Genomic DNA, 20,830 nt, shown 5'->3' with positions numbered 1-20,830 from the left:
AAAGTCAGCTCGTAGTTAAAATTACGAGGTGTTTATGCGTACAAGAGTCAAAAACGAACTTTTAATGCTTTGTGGTTTAGGGACATTAGCCCTACTCCGCACCAAAAGAAAACGTCTGGCGGTGTTACCGGCGCTGGCCAGCGGTTACCTGTTAACGCGCATTCTGATTGATTCGACCAACCCAGATTCGTTCCGGGGCCAATCCGCCGTTATCACCGGCGGCTCACGCGGCTTAGGCTTGGCGTTGGCACGCCAGCTGGTTAACGAAAACTGCAACGTGACTCTGCTTGCCCGTGATGAAGACGAGCTTAAACGCGCCAAGAGCCAACTCGAAAAATTAAACCGCGGACAAGTGCACATTATTCCGTGTGATGTCACCGATAACGTCCAGTTAAGTTCGGCGATTCATGAAGCCGCAGATCTTTACGACGGCATCGACCTCCTGATTAACAACGCCGGAGCCATCGTGGTCGGTCCATGGGAGAGCATGACCCTGCAGGATTTTGAAGCGCAAATGAAGATTCACCTGTATGCGACGATGAATGCAATCCGCATTGCGCTTCCGTTCTTACGCCAAAAAACAAGCGGTAAACGTATCGTCAATATCTGCTCGATGGGCGGGCGTGTGGCCGTACCGCACATGCTACCCTATGACACCTCTAAGTTTGCCTTGTCAGGTTTTTCGCAGGGGCTGGCGACCGAACTTTACGATGAAGATATTTCGGTGACGACAATTTATCCTGGTCTGATGCGCACCGGATCACCGATCCAGGCCGTGTTTAAGGGTGAGCACGAAAAAGAATTTGCCTGGTTTCAGTCGGCTGATGTGCTACCCGGTTTTTCGACCGCACTAACAGATGCCGCCAAGCAAATTATCGAAGCGGCCCGTGAACGTCGTTTTGAATTGATGCCGTTTCTACCGGCGAAACTACGTTTTGCACTGGCATCGTTCTTTCCGGAGCTGGTTGCTTACACTTTGGTGTTGCTAAACCGCTTAATGCCACAGGGACAATCCGGCGAATATAAAACCGGCGCACAATCGCGCGAAATTTTTGACCGTTCGATTTTAACTAAAGCGTTTAAATCTTCGGCGCAGAAAGCAGAAAAAGATTCTAATCAAACGCCGAAGTACGATGCCAAAGAAAATATGGGACTACTGCATTAGACGGCTGCGTAGCTGAACTAGACCGATTCTAAAATTGCAGCCACACCCATACCGCCTGCGGTACAGATCGAAATAAGGCCACGTTTTTTGCCGCCACTGGCAAGCAATTTTGCAAGTGTACCGGTGATGCGTGCGCCGGTTGCGGCAAATGGATGTCCCATCGCCACCGAGCTTCCGACCACGTTCATTTTCGAACGGTCAATGGCACCGATCGGTGCCTTTAATCCTAATACGTTTTTGCAGTATTCCGCAGACTCCCACGCTTTTAAATTACACAGGACCTGTGCGGCAAAGGCTTCATGAATTTCAAAATAATCAAAATCTTTAAATGTTAACTGATTGCGCGTAAGAAGCTGTGATACCGCTTTGGTCGGCGCCATTAAAAGACCTGCACCGTGCACAAAATCTACCGCTGCCGGCTGCACATCAATAACTTTGGCCATCGGAAACAACCCAAGTTTTTGCGCAGCTGATTCGCTTCCGAGTAACACACTGGCTGCCCCGTCGGTTAACGGTGAGCTGTTACCTGCAGTCAGGGTACCGTTTACCGGATCAAATGAAGGTTTTAGTTTAGCTAGTTTTTCTTTACTGGTATCTGCGCGCAAAGTAGCATCGCGGGTTAAACCGTGAAAAGGAATAACCAGATCATCAAAAAAGCCCGCATCATACGCCTTTGCGCCGTTGATATGACTGTTAAAAGCGACTTCGTCCTGATCTTCACGGGCAATTTTCCATTCTTTGGCCATTAATTCACAGTGCTGGCCCATCGACATGAGGGTTCGCGGTTCAGTCACCGAGGCCGCGCGTGGTTTAAACATACCAATTGAGGCCGAAGACAATGCCGCCATTCGCTGCCCGAAGGTTTTGGCATTATTCATCTTCATTAAAAATTTTCTGAACTTATCAGAAACTTCGATCGGAAAATCACTGTTGGTATCTACACCGCCGGCAATACCTAATTCGATCGCCCCAGTATGAATCTTCATCGCAATCTGCCAGACGTTATCTAAACTGGTCGCACAGGCGCGCTGTGTGTTGTACGCCGGCGAATTCGGATCAAGTTCGGTTTCTAAAACACACTCTCGCGCCAGATTCCAGTCGGCTGAACTGTTCATCAAACAACCTAAAGCCGTATCACCGATAAATTTTCCCTGTAAGTTATTTTTGCGGATCAAGCCGTTTAAGGCGGCCACCATTAATTCTTTTCTGGTCACATCGGCATAGGCCGTCTGGCTTTTGGCAAAAGGGATGCGTGAACTTCCTAAAATAAAGACTTGGTTATTTGCAGTTTTCATACCCTTAATGGTAACACTCTTAAGGCGCGAGTCACCTGCTGACAAAAACTTTATTTACCGACCTTGGTCTTAAGCGGTTTGTCATAAGCTGATCTTCTACGTCATACTGTAAGCTATGAGATTTACATCTATTTTAGCTTGCTGTTTGCTGTTTGTCTTGGGCTGTCAGAAAAAAGAAAACCACGACTTAACCACAGTTACTTTTACCCTGCCGGATTTATCTGGCCGAAGTGCAGAAAACTTGTATCAGCGAGTTGCTTCCGCGCCGGCAACTATTGACGAAGTAAATTGTTTTGCGGTGATGGTCTCGGGCCCGGATGCGCAATTAAGCCGTACCAGTTGTCCGGTAGTCGATGCCGCTAACGCCAATGTGGCCGTACCGAAAAAAATCGGCTTAACGGTAGGCCTTGTGCCGAGTGGCCGCTCAATCACCTTAAGAATTCCTGCCGGCAGCAAGCGCCAATTTACTTTACTGGGGGTAAAAGCCGATCCACTTTCGGCGTGTATGGATTTCGGTGATCCCAACCTGTCACAGGATTACACGTCACAGTTATTTATTGTCGGTGAATCCTCACAAATTGATTTACAACCCAGCACCGAAGTCAGCATACCGATAAAACTTGCTGCAGCCGGCACAGCATTTACCAGCACCAGCCCGCGCATTGGTGAGTGCTCCGGCCCCGATTCTCCTTCAGGCCGCGGCCGCATACTGCCGACCCACGCAAAGGTACAAAAAGATTTTTTTCCGTACAACATTTTGCAATACAACGCATGTAACGGTGTCAACATTGCATTTCTTGATGGCCAGGGACGCAACGGCCCGACCATCGCAGCGCAAAATATGATTTTAGAACGGGCCGAAGTTTATGCCGATAACTCAGTCGGTCCGTTTACGACATTTGCGGCCTATACTAACCCAGATTGTACCGGCACCTTACCGTCTGAATTTTCGGTAGCTGCCAATACCCGCAATCTTGCAGTATTTTTTAATTCGACCGCAGCAGCTTCGGCAACCGGCTTTAGATTTAAAATCAAATCCGGCGTGAATGCGCCACAATCGACTTACCCTGAATTTACTTCTGATGTGATGCCGATCGCTCAGAACACCACCACTTCACTTGAGATCTTCGGAGCCCGCCGTGTGATCGCAGATATGTGCTACAACATGTTGGGACTTTTCAAAACCGTGGATAAAACCACGGTCAGCGGCTCGGCCTACACCCCAAACTACGCCGATATCCAAGGTCAAATTTTTCCTGAAAAATTCTGCAGTAACACTATGCTCGCCGACGGCACGACCCATTCCATTACACCGGACACCAGCTTCAATTTTTCAATGCGTTTTACCCAGGATGTCTTTACCACAACATTTATCTCGTTAACGCCGACAACCACCGCATCAAGCCTTGCCGCAAAATACACCGTGCAAGTGGTCGGTGGATCATATAATCCAACGTTTCTTCGCCCCGAACTACCGCCGTCGTTACCGGCCAATACCCCGGGTTGTTTTGGTCCGTTTCATGTACTGATTGAAAACGAAAAAGGGGCCGCCGTGGTCACTGACGGACAAATCAGCCTTTCGTTTCCAGCGGGCTTTAACCATCCCGACGTAGCAGTTTTTAATAATAATTTATGTAATCAGAATTATGCGGCCAATTTCTTTGATGACTACCGCAAGATTTATTATATCGGCGTAAGTACGACGGCGGTGGGTACAAATACGACCTTGAGTTTACGGTCGCAGGGGCAGATCGATCATCCGTCTAACCCCGGCAGTTCGGCTTTTACGGTAAGCCTGACAACCACAACTAATATATTATTTAAGTAGATTATTTTTTTGTCGGCTGGCGCTTAGCTAACACCGTCAGGGTAAAACTATCCGGACCATCGTCTTCACCAACTGTGATTGACCCGGTTTTACCCTCACTCACGATAATTTCCGGTGTTGATAAAATCTGGCGCACGCCTTTGCTGATCATACCCACGGTAAACTTGATATGCACTTTACCCGCTTCGCCATCAACTTCTTCTGGCGTCACTTCGATAAAACTGCCGTTACCGGCTGCTGACTTTTGCTGGATTTCGGATTTCTCACCATGATTAACGATTAAACCCTGAGATGCGACATGCCTGCCGTTCAAAGTAAGATCGATATTTAATTTATAAGTCGGATTAGCGGCGAATGCCGATGATAGAAATAGAAACGAAAGTAAAAACGTCGCTTTAAACATTGTAACTCCTTAAGACTTTTAGAAAACTTAAGAAAGTTTAAACGACAAACTACGAAAAATCATGCATATCTATGCACTACTTCTTCTCACAAACACATAACACTGTACTAAGGTCCAGTAACACTTCACATGAATTCACAATATTTAGTCACACTTTTCTGCTCCGTTTGAAAGACTCGCAGGCCTTAAGCCCATCTCAAGGCCTGCTCATCCCAAGGATTTTGGAAAAATGTATCTACGTAACTTTCAACTACTTTAGCCTAATAACTTAAGCGCTAGTTGAGTTTGTGTATTGGCTTGTCCCAATACTGAGGTCGCAGCTTGCATAAGAACGTTGTTCTTCGCTAATTCTGTCGACTCGGCTGCGATATCTGTATCACGGATACGAGAGTTCGCTGCTGCATAGTTTTCCTCAGATGTTGCTAAATTCTGAGAAGTTGATTGTAAACGATTCTGGAATGCACCTAAGTTTGCACGAATAGAGTTCACGTTGTTAATCGCGTTATCTATAGATGCTAAGCTTAATTGTGCAGACTCTTTACTCGCCACATTAGCGTCAGTAATTTGCAACGATTCGAGAGTTGCATTCGCCTGATCACTGATGAAGCTAATCCGGTCTAGACTTGGATCGTTCTGTGTACCAATTTGGATATCCAGAACTCCGCCTGTACCATTTAATAATGGCGTACCATTAAATTTTGTCGATTGAGCTATACGCTGCATCTCTTCTTTGAGCTGCTGGTACTCGATGTTTGTCAGCTGTCTCTCACGATCAGAGATCGTGTCTGAAGAAGCTTGCACACCTAGCTCACGCAAACGAACTAACATGTTGGCCATTTCCTGCAAGCCACCTTCGGCAACTTGAACTAATGAAATACCATCGTTCGCATTTCTGTTGGCTTGTCTAAGGCCTCTGATCTGAGCTTTAATATTCTCAGAGATTGCTAAACCTGCGGCATCATCTGCTGCTTGGTTTACACGGAACCCCGATGATAGACGTGCCATCGAAGTGTTTTGTTTGATGCCTAGCGAGTACAGGTTCTTACCTGCATTCAGCGCGGCTACGTTGGTTGCAATACGCATCCCCATTTTATCCTCCTTGTAATGTATTCATCCTTGAATGTCCCTTTCCTTGGTTAAGGCCGAGTCCGTTCGGCTTAAAATTTTAATACATACACTAATAGCATTACTGCTACCCGGATTTCGCCGCTTACACGACTCCATCCAGTAGACAAATTCCAATACGGATTTGTCCTGTTCATCAAACTTTTTTCAGAGAGATTACTCCCTTGTCTGACACCCACTTTCGTGAGTTCTATCCGTTACTCAAAGTTCAAACTATTCAGATCCTTCCGGATAGTTCTAACCTTTGTTCAACAACTGTAGCGCTAAGCCCGGTTGTTGGTTCGCTTGCGCTAACACTGAGGTACCAGCTTGCAGAAGAATATTCTGTTTCGCTAACTCTGTGCTCTCGTCCGCGATGTCCGCATCTCTGATTCGTGAGTTCGATGCTGACAAGTTCTCTAAGTTTGTTTGCAATCCTTCAACAGTTGAGTTCAATCTGTTTTGAATCGCTCCGAAACCCGCTCTCAACTCATTCACTTGGTTGATCGCTGTATCAATACTAGATAAAGAATTCTGTGCCGAAGTCTTATCTAGAATATTCGTCAAATCCAGTCCCAGTGCCGTCGATCCTGCGTCGGCCTGAGCGGCGTTAAAAGAAATACGGTCAAAATCTACCGAGTTCTTTACACCGATTTGGAAGTCCAGTAATCCGCCCGTCCCGTTAAGTAATGGCGTTCCGTTAAACTCTGTGCTTCCTGTGATGCGGTCGATCTCTTCTAATAATTGAGAGTACTCAATATTAGCTAGTCCACGTTCGCGATCACCAATCGTATCAGATGCTGCCTGCACCCCTAATTCACGTAATCTAATGAGCATGTTACTTACTTCACTCAATGCACCCTCTGCGGTCTGAATTAGAGAGATACCGTCTTGCGCGTTTCTGTTCGCTTGCTTTAGACCTCTCATCTGAGCTTTCATGTTTTCAGAAATCGCTAATCCCGCTGCATCGTCAGATGCTTTGTTGATTCTGTTTCCTGAAGACAATCTAGACATCGCAGTATCCATTTTGTTCTTCGTGCCCCATAATGCCTTTTGCGCATTTAGTGCCGTAACATTTGTACCAATTCTTAATCCCATAACTTCCTCCGTGAAGTTGTCCCGGGTTTAACTACTTTGTAAGACTCCTGTCTCACTTCGTTTCACACCGAGGCGGTTTGTTTTGAGAATCCATCCGTGAATTCTCAGAATCGTATTACTCTTGTACACTTTTTCGGATCATCCTGAGAAAACTTGAGACACTTGTTTCAAATAAGTTCATTTTTGGCCTTAAGTCTGTCCTGTAATGCAATTAAACACGTCCTGACAAAACTATTTTCACATTTCAGGTCTAAAGTTAGTGGCGGTTTTTTAACCGTTTTTTAGTGACTCGCGGGGTTAGGACGTTGTAATTTGCTATTCCATATATGGAAATACGCGATCCCATTCACGGTAGTATTTATCTCTCAGACGGCGAAGAAGCGATCATCGAATCGGTTGAATTTCAGCGTCTTAGAGAGATCAAACAATTAGGCTTTTCAGAGTTCAGTTTTCCAGGGGCTACACACAATCGATTTATTCATTCGATCGGTGTGAGCTATGTTGCCGGATTGGTGTTTGACAGTATCTTTAGAGCGTATCCGCTAAAACATTCCAATAAAATTCGCTTCAGACAATTGGTAAAACTTGCAGCGCTACTTCATGATGTGGGCCACGGCCCGTTATCTCACACGACTGAGCAGGTAATGCCTGAACTTTCGAAACTAAAAATCAAACTTTATGAAGAACAGGGCATCGATCAAAACCGTCAGGCCAACCATGAAGATTATACGATTAAGTTCGTAACCGATTCTCATATTGCTGATATCATCAAAAAATATTATTCAGATATTGATCCGTTACATGTGGCCTGCCTCATCGATAAAGGATTAAAGTGTGACCCCGACGTTTTTACTGACGGTATTATCAATTTCAGACCTCTCTTAAGCCAAATTGTATCGAGCGAACTAGACGCTGACCGTATGGACTACTTAGAGCGCGATTCTTATTTCTGCGGCATCAACTACGGAAAAATTGACCGTGACTGGCTTGTGCAGAATTTAACTTTACACATTAAAGACCATAATGCTTACCTGGCTTTAAACCGCCGGGCGCTCTATGCCTTTGACGATTTTTTGATTTCGCGCCATCACATGTACCTTATGGTTTACTTCCACCATAAGAGCATTATTTACGATGAAATGCTGAACCTGTACTTAGGTTCTAACGAAGCTACTTTTAAAATTCCCGCAGAAATTGAAAATTATATTCCGTATACGGACTACAAACTGTATGAACACTTAGATACGGTTTCCAACCAATGGGCTAAGCGCATTTCTGACCGTAAACCGTACCGTGTGGCAATTGAGTTGCACAATCAGGACGCTAGTCGGGTCGAAGATGTGCGCAAGCTTTTAACCAAGGCCGAGATCCATTCAATCTGGGCCAGCTCGCAGGTGCGTTTATCAAAGTACCATCAGACGATTTCAGAAAACGATATGAATATCTACGTAGTTGATCAGTACGACAAATGGGATAAACCATCGCCGATCACCAATGCGACCCAGATCTTTCAGAAATACGAAGGCTCACGCATGATCGACCGCGTATACGTAGCCCCAGAAAACTTCGATCTAGCCAAAAAAATCCTATCCGAAGAACGCTATTAGGTGCCAGGCCTTTTTTGCTACACTTATATTTGATCTGACGTACGCGTCTTAGATCAAATCTTTTGGACCGATAATTGGCAACGTACTATTTCTGCGATTTTTAGATTTAAAAATGGGGCGCTTAAAGCCAGTTCTTGCGGCCTCCCATGCTACAGGATCCGGTGTTCGATTTAACCAGCGCAATACACCTTCCCTGTCAGCATCTAAAAGACTATCTTCGAGGTAGGGAATTTTCTTCTCTGTTAATCCAAGCTTCATACTTAGTGTACTAAAAGGGTAATCTTCAACTTTTTCACATATTTGTGCAGCAACCGGATTTCGATAATTATATTTATAGGCATTCATGTAGTAACTGTACTCATCCAGAACACACTTAAAGTGTCTACCAGCAAAAGTTTCGTTAATACGGTTACCTACACGGGTGAGAGACTTACTTGATCGGGTCATAAATTGATGCATGCATTTACTGATGTTGGCGTTTGGAGTCGATGCTAACAGGTGAAAGTGATTGGTCATCATCACAAAACTATGGATCTGCATACCGTAAGTTTCGTGCACTACTGTTAAATTTTCACAGAATATGTTCCAGACCAAAGGTAGAGGTACATTGAACCACTCTTTGTTAATGCATCTGGCGGAAATTGTGTACGGATATTCGTTTTGCAGTATGGCTTTTGCACGACCCATAGTTCAGAGGAAGTTGCAATGCGAATACAAGATCGCGTGATAAATGATTACTGATTCATCTCGACTTACGTTCGATATCCGGAATTATCTTCTACTCGAGAACACATTTCTTTTTTACACAAACAGCTTTGCGAACCGTGTCTTCTGGGGGCATACAATCAACGAATGGCTTTAATGTTTTTGCGTGCTCTTCAAATACTTTTTTATACTTTTGATTTACAGCTTCAGGGCCGCAGGCTCCCGCAGCAACTACACATTCTGCAGACTTCTTGCAAGTTCTCCAGATCGCCTTTTCGGGTGGTGGTCCAGACTCAGCCAAGGCTACACTTAAAAATAGCAGGATATATATAGATAATAATTTTCGCATAAATAATCCCTATAATTCGGACTATGTCCATACTTCAGATCGATTTTAAGTGTAGCGAAAAAGGCCTGGCACCCCTAAACGCGTTCGATGATCATGGCGATACCTTGACCGCCGCCGATACAGGCCGAACCTAAGGCATACTTGGCATTACGTTTTTGTAATTCATACGCCAGTAAGTTCATGATACGTGTTCCCGATGCCGCCAGCGGATGCCCGACCGCGATCGCTCCACCACGTACGTTGGTTTTTTCTTTGTTTAATTTTAATTCTTTCTCAACGGCTAAATACTGAGCCGCGAAAGCTTCATTTACTTCGACTAAATCCATTTGCTCTAACGTAAGACCTGCACGCTCTAAGGCTTTACGCGCTGCCGGTGCCGGGCCAATACCCATGATCTTCGGATCACAACCAACAGCAGCCCATGAGTGAATGCGCGCCAGCGGTTTTAAGCCGTGAGCTTTAACAAATGATTCACTCGCGATAAGTGATGTGGCTGCGCCGTCTACGATTCCCGAAGCTGTTGCTGCAGTCACCAAACCGTCTTTTTTAAACATAGATTTCATCGTCGCAATTTTTTCTAAGGTCACTTCAGGCTTTGGGTGCTCATCTTTATCAATAATGACCTCACCTTTTTTTGTCGTCACTTTTACAGCGGCGATTTCGTCTTTGAATAAACCCGCATCCAGAGCTTTTTTGTATTTGGCTTGAGTTAATACCGAATACTCATCACATTGTTGTCTGGTGATGCCGTACATCTCACCTAGGTTTTCTGCGGTGATCGCCATGGGTGTTCCGGTGTAAGCATCAGTCAGAGCTGAAGTCATTGCATCTTCTAATTCAAAGTTACCCATGCGCATACCATCAAATCTGACTTTTCTGGCCACATAAGGAATCTGCGACATCTGCTCAACACCGCCAGCCAAAACACACTGAGCATGGCCCATTAAAATCATCTCTGCCGCGTTAGCGATCGACTGAAAACCAGAACCACATAAACGATTTACGATATATGCACCACGATCAACCGGTACGCCCAGTTTTAATCCCACATGACGGGCGACATAAGCTGCATCGGCTCCGCTTTGCACCACATTACCGATAATAGTTTGATCGATTTTATCGGCAGTAACTCCGGCTGCTTCAAGTGTCGCTTTCCCTGCTGCTACAGTTAAATCTGTGGCAGATACATCTTTTAAACCGCCACCGAATGATCCAAAGGCTGTTCTTTTTCCTGATACTAAATATATTTTTTCCATGAAAATAATGATGGCTTGTTTTTGCCGGGATGGCAATGAACAGTAATTTTTAATTCAAATATAAGTGTAGCGAAAAAGGCCTGGCACCTTTTACCACTTCCACTTTAATGATACGGCAGACTTTTGTTCAGTGTTCGACATTTCATGCGAAACCACTAAATCATTTTTATCTGAAATGGCTTCTGAGACCTCTGCTGCTGCGCGCGCAGCTTTTAGATCGTAATTAAGAGCGGCATTAACCCAGCCAGTGTACTGGATTTTAGCTAAGGCCTGAATGGCTAAAACTTTAAAATTAAAACGGTGACTGACTTGGTTATCGTCCTGGTAAACAGCTTCTACATTTAATTTTTTCTCGGCGGTTTCTACCGCTTTTCCGGCAGCAGAATGGCGTAGCGGCGAATGCTTCCAGTATAAAGATAAACTGTTATCGGCCATTTTCGTTAAAAATGACTCTGAGGTTTCACCCGGAGCTACGCTCGTCGGCAAAATTTCAGTCGTAAATACATCGGCCAAAGAATCGGCCCCGGTCTTTTCCGGTAGGATCAATTTTTTGGTATTCTCCAGTTTTACGCGGGCCTGGGCCAAAGAGCCAAAACTCAGACCTATCATCACGGTTAAAATGGTTAAAATGCCTTTGTTTACCATACCAGATATCTATTCAAGTCCCAGGCCACGAAATCGTGGTGGCAATGCGTCTTATTCGATCTAATAGGCACATTATGAGACACCCTGTTTAAGCTCTCGACACCTGTAGCTAATAAAATATTTAATAATTAAATGAACCTTTTGCGCACCCGCGCCGTCTAATGTGCAAAATAACTTAAAGGAGCTTTAATATGCCCTCTTCTTCAAAATCATTTAAAACTTCAGCCCTGGTGGCTGCATTCATGATGGCATTTTTACTTTCCCCACTGGCTGAAGCCGGAAAAAAAGAGGGCCGCGACGGTGGACATGGTCATCATGGCAAACATATTTACGGCAACTTAAAAAAGATCAAAGAACAGCTTAATCTGACTGACGAGCAAAAAACCAAGCTTAAAGAAATGAAAGCCACACACGGCAAAGACGTGATGAAGAAAAAGCAAGAGGCGATGGAACAGGCTCACAAAGATCTGAAAGAGGCGTTAAAAAGTGATGCCAGTGATGAAACCATCCGCGAAAAATTCGCAGCTCTGCAAAAGGTGCAGGAAGATTACGCGAAAACCCGCTTTGAACATATTCTTCTGATCCGCTCGGTATTAACACCTGAGCAGCGTGCGAAATTTAAAACTTTGATCGGTAAAGAATGAAAATCAACGCCGCGGTAGTTTCCTTAACTAACTTGTTTTCTAAATCAGCGAAAAGCGAATCTGAACAGTTCTCTGATTTATACAACAAATACCAAAAACTGGTGCGATCGGTAATCTTTCAGATTGCCGGTCCTTTGCATTTAAGTGATCTGGTGCAGGAAACTTTTATCCGCGTGTGGAACAAACAAACCGAGTTCCGCAAAGAGTCAGAATTGTCATCGTGGATTTACCGGATCGCCGTAAATATCGCCTTAGATCATTTACGCAGCGAAAAAAGACACCCGACAGCAAGCGATGCGTTGTTAGCAACAAAAGCCGGCGACAGTGATATCGAAGCCGACTTAGCCAACCGCGAGCTGGTGTCGGAAAGCCTGATGGCTTTAAGCGTAGAGCACCGAACCGTTGTGGTGCTGGCATTAATTCATGAACTGTCTTTGGCCGAAATCGCCAGCGTTTTAGAACTTTCTGAAGGCACGGTGAAATCAAGACTTCACTACGCCAAAGAACATTTACGACAATTTATTTCTGAACTGTCAGAAAAAAAGAGTCAGCTAAAGAGGTCGTTATGAGCAAATTTAATAATATGAATGACGATGATTTAAAATCATTTCTTAAACAAAATCAGCCGCAGGCACCTCAAGCTGATTCAGGCGAGCTCAATGCACTGATGCGTAAATTAAAAATCAAAAATGAAGACGCAGAATCGTCACCGAATACGGTTTGGCTTTGGCTGGCCACAGGTCTGGCCGCCAGTATATTTATGTTTCAATTTTTATCAACGGGTCCGGTGATGGCTCCGGAGCTACCGGTAACTCCTGTGGCTGCGATAAAACCTGCAGTTGAACCAGAGTTAAAGCCAGCCTCTGAAGCTGCTCCTAAAATTGCAGCGACTGCTGTAAACGAAGAAGATGACGATTTCAGCGAAGAAAGTGTTCCAACTCTGGACATTGGTGAGGAATATTTAACCTTAGCTGGTTTCTAGCAGTTAAATTTTTATAAAAATTTCTGAACTTTTTTCTCATCTGCGTCGTCAAACGTGTATGAAAAACCTTCGGATATATCTAGTCGTAATTCTTGTCGCTCCCTCCCTAGTTTTTGCCCAAACACCGTCGCCGGTTTCAAATCTGGATAGCATTATCGCGCAGGCGACGGCAAAATCCGATAGTTTAAAAAGTTTAGAGTCTTCAATCGAAAGTTTAGAGCACGAAATCAAAGCCCGTGATCTTGAGCTTTCAACCAGACTTAATGCTGAGTTATCCTATTTCAAGGACAAGCGCGAGGTGCCCGGTAGCCTTACCCGCGAAGGCACTTCAAGCTTGTTCGGATTATCTTTAGTTAAACCGTTTGCCACCGGAACAGAACTTTTAGTCGCCGCCGATCACACTCAGCTTGGCAAAGATGACAACTTCGCAGAAAGAAACACGGCGCAGTGGCAGGTTCAGCTTTCACAATCACTGTGGCAGAACTCGTTCGGCAGAAATACCCGCTTACGCCACAAGGCTGAACAGCACGAGCTGTTAAGCCGAAAAGCATCGCTTGAATTTGAGCGCCAGAATTTTTTAATATCAGTCGAAAACGCTTACTGGGATTTAGTGTTGGCCGAAAAAGAACTGGCGATCAGAAAAGATAACGTCAAACGCAGTCAAACTTTGGAATCCTGGGCTTCGCGCCGGGTGCGCCAGTTTGCCGCTGAACGCACGGATCTATTGCAGGTTCAGGCGCTGCTTGCCCAGCGAAAACTGGATTTAACGATTGTTGAAAACGATCTTACCAGCAAACAAAAAAACCTCGAACAGTTGGTGCCCGGTGTAGAATACAAATCCACTGATCTGAGCTCCGGACAAATGAGCGTACTCACGTCTGCCCGCAAAGAACAATTTAAAGAAAAAAAAATCCGCTTGGATACATTCGCTATAGAACAAAAAGCGCTGCAGAATTCCTTCGAAGCCCTGCAGGATGAAGATTCGTTGCGCCCTGATTTAAGTGTGTTTGCCAGCTACACTTCAAATGGTATTGCCGATAAATTTGACCCGTCCTGGGACCGGGCTATCGAAGAAAACCATGCCGAACAAAAAGTGGGCCTAACATTTTCAATGTTATTAGATGGCAACAGTAAAGCCAGCCAGCGAAAAGCATCTGCGAAAGCCGCTGAAGCTGCAAAATACCGATCAATGGCCGCCCAACGCCAGTCAGAAAATTCGTGGGATGAATTACAAAGAAATCTTATCAATATCGAAGAACAGATTAAAATTGCCAAAAACTTATTTGATGTGCAGTCACAGAAATTGCGGGCCGAACAACGGCGCTTTCAACAGGGCCGCACCACTACCTTGCAGATGACCACCTTTGAAATTGATGCTGCCGAAAGCGAACTGCGCCTTTACCGATTATTATCACAGCAGCAAAAACTGATCAGTCAGCTTAGATTATTCGTGGCTGCAGGAAGTGATTTATGAATTTGATCAGTCTTTCAATCCGCCGCCCGGTCTTTGCCTGGATTGTTATGTCGGCCTTGATTATTTTCGGAGCTATCAGCTTTAACCGCCTGGGCGTGAGCCAAATGCCCGATGTGGATTTTCCGGTATTAAGTATTTCAGTCAGTTATGATGGGGCCTCGCCTGAAGTAGTCGAAGCCGAAATTTTAGATCCGATTGAGCAGGCCCTGTTATCTATCGAAGGCATTGAAGAGATGCGTGCCTCAGCCCGCCAGGGAAGCGGTAACGTCACCTTAACGTTTGATATCGACCGAAATGTCGATGTGGCTTTGCAGGAAGTGCAGACCGCGGTTAGCCAGGTGCGTTTACCTGAAGACGTTGATCCTCCCGTCATCAGAAAACGAAATCCCGAAGAGTCACCGATTATGTTCATCGCCGTAACTACAGAGAAACCTTTGCGCGAAACCCTGCAATGGACCGAAAATTATCTCTTAGACCAGTTTCGTTTTATTCCGGGGATCGGTGAAGTCGATGTCGGTGGCTTTAGCTCGCGCAACTTACGTGTCTGGCCGGATTTAGAAAAACTAAAACGCGCCGATCTGACCGTGGTCGATATATTAGACACCATTCAGTCGCAACATTTAGAATCGGCTGCCGGGCAGTTTGCAGATGATAAAAAAGAATACCGTGTGCGTTGGCTGGGTGAAGCGACCACAGCCCAAGAGGTAGGAAATATCCGCATTCTTCGCCGCGGCGGCCAACTTATTCAGGACCGCACTTACAAACTGAGCGACATGGCCTTAATCGAAGATGGTTTAAGTGATATCCGCCGACGTGCTAAAGCTGATGGCAAAGAAGCTATCACGATCGCGGTCCGCAAACAGCGCGGCAGTAACGAAGTCGAACTGAGCGAAAAAGTCCGCGCCCAGGTCGAAAAACTTAAATCAAGCTTACCCAAAGAATATAACCTGATCGTCAATATCGACTTTACTGAATCAACCAAAGCGGTTGTGGATACAACTGTGTATAAACTGATTGGTGCGGCGATCGTCACGATCTTAGTGTGTTTTTTATTTCTGGGAAGCATTCAGGCGGCAGTAAATATTTTATTCTCGATCCCGACTTCGATTATCGGAACACTTACGATATTATACTTTTCGGGATTTACGTTAAATTTGTTCACCCTGTTAGCACTGACGCTTTCGATCTCAATCGTTGTCGATGATGCGATCATGTTGCTCGAAAATATCGTGCGCCATTACCGCATGGGAAAATCCGCTGCACAGGCTGCTTACGACGGCTCGATGGAAATCTTGCCGGCCGCTACCGCCGCAACCTTAGCTGTTGTCGCCGTGTTCTTGCCGGTTGTTTTTATGAGCGGCATTACCGGCAAATTCTTCTTTCAGTTCGGTGTGACAATGTCGGCTGCGGTGATGTTATCGTTACTTGAAGCGGTGACCGTCACACCAATGCGTGCGGCTTTGTTTATGAAGACGGCAAATCATGAATCAAAGTTCGAAACCTATTTAGAAAATCTTTTTCATAAAGCTGCAGAAATGTATCAGAAAGTTCTGCATGTAACCTTATCCTACGCAAAAACGGTCGTCGTCGTTTCAACCTTACTTTTTGTGGTTTCGATGTTTCTCGTTAAATTCGTGAAGCAGGAGTTTGTCCCGCAGCAGGATCAGAATATTATTATATTAAGCGCACAAACGCCGACCGGTACTTCGATTGACCGCACCTATGAAAAAGCAATGGAGATCGAAAATATTATAAAGACGAACAAATACATCGACCGCTTTTTCGTCTCTGTCGGCAGCGGCTTTGGCGGTGGCGGTACCAACAGCATTTCGATGCCGCTCTATCTAAAACCGCGGGAAACACGCAGCGAAACCCACCTGGATATAATGAAAGAATTGCGTAAAGAATTAGGCGCGGTTAAGGGTGTGCGTATTTCAATGCGTGATAACTCTTCGCGCGGCTTGACTTCGGGCCGGCAGGATCCGATCTCGTTTAACTTACGAGGACCAAATCTCAACACCTTAAATGAGAAATCAAAAGAGATCATTGATAGACTTGAAAAAGAGGGCATGACCGCAGAACTCGACACCGATTTTAAATTAGGGTTACCCGAGTTTTTAATCCGCCCCGACCGTGAGGTAATGGCCACCAAAGGTGTGGCGATTGACTCGGTCGCAAGAACACTGACGGCGACAGTGGCCGGCGTGCGCTCAAGCCAGATCACTTCTGATGGCCGCAGGTACGATATCCGCGTCAAACTACCGGATGACAAAGTTACGGATGCGAAGGATATCGAAAAAATCGAAGTCAGAAACAGCTTCGGTTTGCGGGTGCCGTTATCAGAACTGGTGACCACCGAAAACAACGAAACCTACCAGAGCATCACCCGCTTAAACCGCCAACGGGCCATCGGTATTTACGGCCAGCCGGCCCCGGGCAAAGGCCAGGGCGAAGTTTTAACCCGCGCCGAACAAATCGCTAAAGAAGTTTTACCTGAGGGATATTCTTTTAACCTGGAGGGCGCTGCTGCGGGTCTAACAGAGAGCTTTAAGAGTCTGACAACGGCTCTGATCTTAGGGATTTTAGTGGCATATATGATTTTAGCGGTTCAGTTTAACTCCTTCATTCACCCGATCTCGATCTTAGCGGCCCTGCCGTTTAGTGTGACCGGCGCGATGTTGATCTTATGGGGTACAAACCAATCGTTAAATCTTTTTAGCTACATCGGTTTGGTGGTGTTAATGGGTATCGCCAAAAAGAATTCGATCTTGCTGGTCGAATTTACCAACCATGTCCGCAATGAAGGCGAAGCAAATATTTTGCAGGCTTTAACTAAAGCCTGCCCGATTCGTCTGCGTCCGATCCTAATGACTTCGGTCGCAACGATTGCCGCCGCCATTCCGTTAGCCGTGGGCGACAGCATCGGACAAGAGACAAGAACCCCGATGGGCCTTGTGATCATCGGCGGTACCATTGTATCAACGGTCTTTACGTTGTTTGTGGTACCAAGCTTGTATCTGCTGCTTTCAAAACTTGAATCTACGAGCCGCGACGAAATCAACACATAAACAGGGAGGTTTATATGAACAAACGCGTGGTCTTCTTAATGGTAACTTTCTTGATGGCATCTTTCATCACCGGCTGTGCGACGACCGGATCGTCGTCAAATGGCGGCGATGCATCGCGCGCCACTGCAACTGAGCGCGCCCGTTAATATTAATTTGCCCAATCATGCAATCTCATGAAGACTTGAGACTGCATGATTGGTAAATCTTTAAAATATAGTTTATTTCTGAGCATGATCACCATAACGGCCCACGCGCAAATTGGAGTGGGCTTACGCGAATCAGCTCTTGGCAACAGTGGTGTCGCCATTACTGAATCTTCGGCGCCTTCGCACTACAATCCTGCCTTACTTTCTGAACGACAAAACAGCTATTTCAGCCTAACGGGCACCACCCTGTCGTCTTTTAAAACTTCTGACGAAGGCGGAACCTTCAACTCTACAAAATTTGCCCCGAATTACCTTTCCAGCATTCATGCGTTTGATTCGTTCGTTCACGAATTTTCGCTGGCCAACCAGATTTCACTGGATTCACGCGTAACCTCAGCAATCCCCTCTGGCTCGCGAATGGCTCACATCCGGGTAGATCATTATACGCTTGGATACGCTTTTGCTTTCAGGGATTTTCCTTTCGGCTTTCAACTCGGCCTGCGCATTAAAGAACAAAGTGTAAACCTAAGTCAGGATGCAAACGATGGCACTATTGCCAGCGGCATTGATGTTCAGATGTTAGAAAAAAAGGGCAATGTATTTATCGGTTTTGGCGGCATTCACCAGTTTGGCAGCCACTACCGTTTTGGTTATAAGTATGAATCGCAAGGTCTGAAAGTTTACGACAAATTCGAACAATCCGGCGCTTATTATTACTACGACAAAAACACTAATACCTTTTCTACGGGCCAGTCCATGGGACAAATTGAAGAAAGCGGAAGTTTCAACACGCAGATCTTAACTCTAGGTCATAGCTTTAGTGCTGGAGACCACGAATTTCTGACCGATTCGCGCTTTACAGAAACAGACGACCGGGATAATAAATTTGAACACTTTCAAACATTCGGTTATAGACTTAAATTTTCAAATAAAATGCAGTTCATGACCGGCCTGTCTTATGATTTCGGCAATCAGGGAAATTATTTCTCTGCCGGGTTTTCGTGGCTGACCAATACCTTACGCTCAACCGTCAGCGCCTACTACGCTGATGACGATAGTAATATGAAAACCAGCGGTTTAACCTTTGGCAGTGAGTTTGTTTATTAAATCTAATTTAAGTGTAGCAAAAAAGGCCTGGCACCTTTTAATCGTTATCTAAGACGTAGTTGGCAGGATTAACCGCGATACCGTTGACACGCACTTCATAATGCAGATGCGGCCCTGTTGAACGGCCGGTACTTCCGACGGCAGCAATCACGTCATAGCGTGAAACTTTTTGTCCCACCTGCACGAAAATCTGCGAGTTATGCGCAAATCGCGTAAGTACCCCATAGCCGTGATCAATTGAAACCAACTTACCGAACTGGTCATCCCAACCGGCAAAGCTCACAATCCCGTCGGCCGGTGCACGTACCGGTGTGCCCGGAGGTGCGGTTATATCAAGGCCGGCATGCATTTTCTGGCGGCCGTTGATCGGGTCAATACGATAACCAAAACGTGAACCGATCGGACCGCGGGCCGGCTGAATACTCGGAGTTGCGGCCAGTAAACTCTGGCGGTCAGATAAAAGTTCCCACAGTTCGATGACCGATTGTTCTTTTAGGTTTGAATCTTTAACGGCCTGATCGATACGGATAACCAGCGATGCGTAATTGGCAGTTGATTTTTCTGAGGCCACTTCACCCTTCATCGGGTTTAACGGTGTCTCTGTCGGAATAACCGGATCGTCTTTTTCCATATCATCAAGACTCATGCGCGGAACCGGGTCATCCACTCTGGTATCGCTCACCTGCGCTGCCGGAAAATTTAATTTCTCCGGACGGTCTTTCAACTGCACATCGGTGATTAGTTTTAATTTGTTTGAAACATTGGTCACCCGGTCCATCGCCGATTGCAATGAATCCAGCTTGGCTTCAACGACCTGAAACTGATTTTTAAGTTCGATGTTTTCCAGTTTTAATTTTTTATTTTCTAACGACTGCGCCAGTAATCCGAAGTAATCGATAAAACCGGCCATTAATAAAACGACAAACAACCCAACGAAAAATAACGAGATTTTAAAATAGGAAACCGGCAAGCTGATTTTTTTAGTTTCGCTTTCGTTGCTGGTAACAAAATAAAGTGTAATCTGTTTTCGTGGTTCGCTCATTTTATGTTTCGCTAAAGTTCAACACAAGAACCGTAACGTTGTCATCACCGCCATGAGCTAATGCCTCCTGAATAAACAACGTCGTGGTTTTTTCAGGCGGATTTTCATTAAAAATCTGGCACATCTGCTGATCGGTGATCATTCCCGTCAGCCCGTCTGAGCACATCAAGAAAATATCGCCCGGTGAAACTTCACGCTCTAAAATATCCGGATAAACATCCCGCTCGAAACCGACTGATCTGGTGATCACGTTTTTTCCGATGGTCTGTTTGGCTTTCTCTTCGGTTAAAAATCCCAAGCGAATCTGTTCATTAATCAACGAGTGGTCTTCGGTAAGTTGCCACACATAAGGTTTGCGGTACAAATAACAGCGGCTATCGCCGACATTGGCAATATACAGTTTTGAATCACGCAAATAACCCAGCACCATGGTTGTTCCCATGCCGTTCAGTTTGGGTTCCTGTGCTGCTCGGTCAAAAATACGGTGTGAGGCCTCTTGGTATGCCTGCATCAATACTTCGCGCGGCGAAAATTCCATCGCTTTGGGATGTCCCAAAACTTCTCGTACAGTTTCGACTGCCAGGGCAGAAGCGACCTCGCCCCCCATATGACCACCAACGCCATCTGCAACGACGAAAACACCAATCCGTTCATCTATTAAAAAAGAATCCTGATTGCCGGAACGCTTTAGGCCTTTATCTGTTAAACACCAACATTGAAATCTCATCTTTATACATTGTCGTAACGATTACTTTCCGAGTCAAACGGCTCAAATTAAACCTAAACCAATGGTGACACTGGACCACAATCTGGACTCTGGTCCAGTTCTTCAAAAATTAGACGAAAGGTCATCACCTAAAGCTCAATTTCAGGCGTCTTACCTCCGATAGTCTAGTAAGAGATTTGCTTAAC

20 protein-coding genes are annotated in these 20,830 nt (G+C 45.4%); 10 read left to right on the top strand and 10 right to left on the bottom strand.

Translation table 11 applies throughout. The annotated features are described in order from the left end of the window. Positions 1-34 precede the first annotated feature (34 nt). The gene (locus tag AC04MM_RS06665; protein ID WP_475379552.1) at positions 35-1,165 is read left to right on the top strand and encodes an SDR family NAD(P)-dependent oxidoreductase; all 1,131 of its coding nucleotides are present in this window, start codon (positions 35-37) and stop codon (positions 1,163-1,165) included. Positions 1,166-1,182: 17 nt separating this feature from the next. On the opposite strand, the gene AC04MM_RS06660 is transcribed toward AC04MM_RS06665, so the two are convergent. Beyond that, positions 1,183-2,460, bottom strand: coding sequence for an acetyl-CoA C-acetyltransferase (locus tag AC04MM_RS06660; protein WP_475379551.1), 1,278 nt, complete (start codon positions 2,458-2,460; stop codon positions 1,183-1,185). Between the two features lie 115 nt (positions 2,461-2,575). Here AC04MM_RS06660 and AC04MM_RS06655 point away from each other — a divergent pair, with 115 nt between their 5' ends. Further along, the gene (locus tag AC04MM_RS06655) at positions 2,576-4,288 is read left to right on the top strand and encodes a hypothetical protein (RefSeq protein WP_475379550.1); all 1,713 of its coding nucleotides are present in this window, start codon (positions 2,576-2,578) and stop codon (positions 4,286-4,288) included. Between the two features lies 1 nt (position 4,289). Here the strand turns inward: AC04MM_RS06655 and AC04MM_RS06650 are convergent, their stop codons facing one another. From AC04MM_RS06650 to AC04MM_RS06640, 3 genes are all read right to left on the bottom strand, one after another. Next, on the bottom strand, positions 4,290-4,691 hold the full coding sequence (locus AC04MM_RS06650; RefSeq protein WP_475379549.1) for a hypothetical protein: 402 nt from the start codon (positions 4,689-4,691) through the stop codon (positions 4,290-4,292). 255 nt (positions 4,692-4,946) lie between these two features. Next, the gene (locus AC04MM_RS06645) at positions 4,947-5,780 is read right to left on the bottom strand and encodes a flagellin N-terminal helical domain-containing protein (RefSeq protein WP_475379548.1); all 834 of its coding nucleotides are present in this window, start codon (positions 5,778-5,780) and stop codon (positions 4,947-4,949) included. Between the two features lie 273 nt (positions 5,781-6,053). Continuing rightward, the gene (locus tag AC04MM_RS06640) at positions 6,054-6,893 is read right to left on the bottom strand and encodes a flagellin N-terminal helical domain-containing protein (RefSeq protein WP_475379547.1); all 840 of its coding nucleotides are present in this window, start codon (positions 6,891-6,893) and stop codon (positions 6,054-6,056) included. A 326-nt stretch (positions 6,894-7,219) separates the two neighbouring features. Between AC04MM_RS06640 and AC04MM_RS06635 the strand changes: the two genes are divergently transcribed. After that, positions 7,220-8,500, top strand: a complete 1,281-nt coding sequence (locus tag AC04MM_RS06635) for an HD domain-containing protein (protein WP_475379546.1) — start codon at positions 7,220-7,222, stop codon at positions 8,498-8,500. Between the two features lie 48 nt (positions 8,501-8,548). Here AC04MM_RS06635 and AC04MM_RS06630 read toward each other — a convergent pair whose 3' ends face one another. The 4 genes from AC04MM_RS06630 to AC04MM_RS06615 all read right to left on the bottom strand — a co-directional run bounded on the left by AC04MM_RS06630 (position 8,549) and on the right by AC04MM_RS06615 (position 11,455). Continuing rightward, positions 8,549-9,187: a transposase gene (locus tag AC04MM_RS06630; RefSeq protein ID WP_475379545.1), complete on the bottom strand. Its 639-nt coding sequence runs from the start codon at positions 9,185-9,187 to the stop codon at positions 8,549-8,551. A gap of 91 nt (positions 9,188-9,278) precedes the next feature. Further along, positions 9,279-9,554, bottom strand: coding sequence for a hypothetical protein (locus AC04MM_RS06625; RefSeq protein WP_475379544.1), 276 nt, complete (start codon positions 9,552-9,554; stop codon positions 9,279-9,281). Between the two features lie 74 nt (positions 9,555-9,628). After that, positions 9,629-10,810 (bottom strand): acetyl-CoA C-acetyltransferase, encoded by a 1,182-nt coding sequence (locus tag AC04MM_RS06620; RefSeq protein ID WP_475379543.1) that lies wholly within the window; start codon positions 10,808-10,810, stop codon positions 9,629-9,631. A gap of 90 nt (positions 10,811-10,900) precedes the next feature. After that, positions 10,901-11,455 carry a hypothetical protein gene (locus AC04MM_RS06615; RefSeq protein WP_475379542.1) on the bottom strand — a complete coding sequence of 185 codons (555 nt, stop codon included), beginning with the start codon at positions 11,453-11,455 and terminating at the stop codon, positions 10,901-10,903. Between the two features lie 191 nt (positions 11,456-11,646). Here AC04MM_RS06615 and AC04MM_RS06610 point away from each other — a divergent pair, with 191 nt between their 5' ends. The 7 genes from AC04MM_RS06610 (at position 11,647) to AC04MM_RS06580 (ending at position 18,876) form a co-directional block, all read left to right on the top strand. Beyond that, positions 11,647-12,099, top strand: coding sequence for a Spy/CpxP family protein refolding chaperone (locus AC04MM_RS06610; RefSeq protein WP_475379541.1), 453 nt, complete (start codon positions 11,647-11,649; stop codon positions 12,097-12,099). Then, on the top strand, positions 12,096-12,668 hold the full coding sequence (locus AC04MM_RS06605) for an RNA polymerase sigma factor (protein WP_475379540.1): 573 nt from the start codon (positions 12,096-12,098) through the stop codon (positions 12,666-12,668). The genes AC04MM_RS06610 and AC04MM_RS06605 overlap by 4 nt, the downstream gene beginning before the upstream one ends. Continuing rightward, entirely contained in the window at positions 12,665-13,081 is a 417-nt protein-coding gene (locus AC04MM_RS06600) for a hypothetical protein (protein WP_475379539.1), read from the top strand. The genes AC04MM_RS06605 and AC04MM_RS06600 overlap by 4 nt, the downstream gene beginning before the upstream one ends. 58 nt (positions 13,082-13,139) lie before the next feature. Continuing rightward, positions 13,140-14,555, top strand: coding sequence for a TolC family protein (locus AC04MM_RS06595; RefSeq protein ID WP_475379538.1), 1,416 nt, complete (start codon positions 13,140-13,142; stop codon positions 14,553-14,555). Next, a complete protein-coding gene (locus AC04MM_RS06590) occupies positions 14,552-17,623 on the top strand; it encodes an efflux RND transporter permease subunit (RefSeq protein ID WP_475379537.1) in 3,072 nt (1,023 codons plus the stop codon). The genes AC04MM_RS06595 and AC04MM_RS06590 overlap by 4 nt, the downstream gene beginning before the upstream one ends. A 14-nt stretch (positions 17,624-17,637) precedes the next feature. Then, positions 17,638-17,769: a hypothetical protein gene (locus AC04MM_RS06585; RefSeq protein ID WP_475379536.1), complete on the top strand. Its 132-nt coding sequence runs from the start codon at positions 17,638-17,640 to the stop codon at positions 17,767-17,769. Positions 17,770-17,853: 84 nt separating this feature from the next. Further along, positions 17,854-18,876 (top strand): hypothetical protein, encoded by a 1,023-nt coding sequence (locus tag AC04MM_RS06580; protein ID WP_475379535.1) that lies wholly within the window; start codon positions 17,854-17,856, stop codon positions 18,874-18,876. Positions 18,877-18,913: 37 nt separating this feature from the next. Here AC04MM_RS06580 and AC04MM_RS06575 read toward each other — a convergent pair whose 3' ends face one another. Both AC04MM_RS06575 and AC04MM_RS06570 read right to left on the bottom strand, forming a co-directional pair. Continuing rightward, positions 18,914-19,918, bottom strand: a complete 1,005-nt coding sequence (locus tag AC04MM_RS06575; protein ID WP_475379534.1) for a M23 family metallopeptidase — start codon at positions 19,916-19,918, stop codon at positions 18,914-18,916. 1 nt (position 19,919) lies between these two features. After that, positions 19,920-20,645, bottom strand: a complete 726-nt coding sequence (locus AC04MM_RS06570; RefSeq protein WP_475379533.1) for a Stp1/IreP family PP2C-type Ser/Thr phosphatase — start codon at positions 20,643-20,645, stop codon at positions 19,920-19,922. Between the last annotated feature and the right edge of the window lie 185 nt (positions 20,646-20,830).

This window comes from Bdellovibrio sp. SBM16, from assembly GCF_056175625.1.
The sequence above is the reverse complement of the archived record's forward strand: the minus strand, read 5'-3'. Positions and strand labels throughout refer to the sequence as shown.

Excerpts from the sequence above, each read along its gene's own strand:
- AC04MM_RS06630 (WP_475379545.1), bottom strand. The coding sequence starts at position 9,187 with ATGGGTCGTGCAAAAGCCATACTGCAAAACGAATATCCGTACACAATT.
- AC04MM_RS06640 (WP_475379547.1), bottom strand. The coding sequence starts at position 6,893 with ATGGGATTAAGAATTGGTACAAATGTTACGGCACTAAATGCGCAAAAG.
- AC04MM_RS06585 (WP_475379536.1), top strand. The coding sequence starts at position 17,638 with ATGAACAAACGCGTGGTCTTCTTAATGGTAACTTTCTTGATGGCATCT.
- AC04MM_RS06655 (WP_475379550.1), top strand. The coding sequence starts at position 2,576 with ATGAGATTTACATCTATTTTAGCTTGCTGTTTGCTGTTTGTCTTGGGC.
- AC04MM_RS06590 (WP_475379537.1), top strand. The coding sequence starts at position 14,552 with ATGAATTTGATCAGTCTTTCAATCCGCCGCCCGGTCTTTGCCTGGATT.
- AC04MM_RS06620 (WP_475379543.1), bottom strand. The coding sequence starts at position 10,810 with ATGGAAAAAATATATTTAGTATCAGGAAAAAGAACAGCCTTTGGATCA.
- AC04MM_RS06635 (WP_475379546.1), top strand. The coding sequence starts at position 7,220 with ATGGAAATACGCGATCCCATTCACGGTAGTATTTATCTCTCAGACGGC.
- AC04MM_RS06660 (WP_475379551.1), bottom strand. The coding sequence starts at position 2,460 with ATGAAAACTGCAAATAACCAAGTCTTTATTTTAGGAAGTTCACGCATC.
- AC04MM_RS06665 (WP_475379552.1), top strand. The coding sequence starts at position 35 with ATGCGTACAAGAGTCAAAAACGAACTTTTAATGCTTTGTGGTTTAGGG.
- AC04MM_RS06595 (WP_475379538.1), top strand. The coding sequence starts at position 13,140 with ATGAAAAACCTTCGGATATATCTAGTCGTAATTCTTGTCGCTCCCTCC.
- AC04MM_RS06605 (WP_475379540.1), top strand. The coding sequence starts at position 12,096 with ATGAAAATCAACGCCGCGGTAGTTTCCTTAACTAACTTGTTTTCTAAA.
- AC04MM_RS06625 (WP_475379544.1), bottom strand. The coding sequence starts at position 9,554 with ATGCGAAAATTATTATCTATATATATCCTGCTATTTTTAAGTGTAGCC.
- AC04MM_RS06575 (WP_475379534.1), bottom strand. The coding sequence starts at position 19,918 with ATGAGCGAACCACGAAAACAGATTACACTTTATTTTGTTACCAGCAAC.
- AC04MM_RS06570 (WP_475379533.1), bottom strand. The coding sequence starts at position 20,645 with ATGAGATTTCAATGTTGGTGTTTAACAGATAAAGGCCTAAAGCGTTCC.
- AC04MM_RS06580 (WP_475379535.1), top strand. The coding sequence starts at position 17,854 with ATGATCACCATAACGGCCCACGCGCAAATTGGAGTGGGCTTACGCGAA.
- AC04MM_RS06650 (WP_475379549.1), bottom strand. The coding sequence starts at position 4,691 with ATGTTTAAAGCGACGTTTTTACTTTCGTTTCTATTTCTATCATCGGCA.
- AC04MM_RS06615 (WP_475379542.1), bottom strand. The coding sequence starts at position 11,455 with ATGGTAAACAAAGGCATTTTAACCATTTTAACCGTGATGATAGGTCTG.
- AC04MM_RS06645 (WP_475379548.1), bottom strand. The coding sequence starts at position 5,780 with ATGGGGATGCGTATTGCAACCAACGTAGCCGCGCTGAATGCAGGTAAG.
- AC04MM_RS06600 (WP_475379539.1), top strand. The coding sequence starts at position 12,665 with ATGAGCAAATTTAATAATATGAATGACGATGATTTAAAATCATTTCTT.
- AC04MM_RS06610 (WP_475379541.1), top strand. The coding sequence starts at position 11,647 with ATGCCCTCTTCTTCAAAATCATTTAAAACTTCAGCCCTGGTGGCTGCA.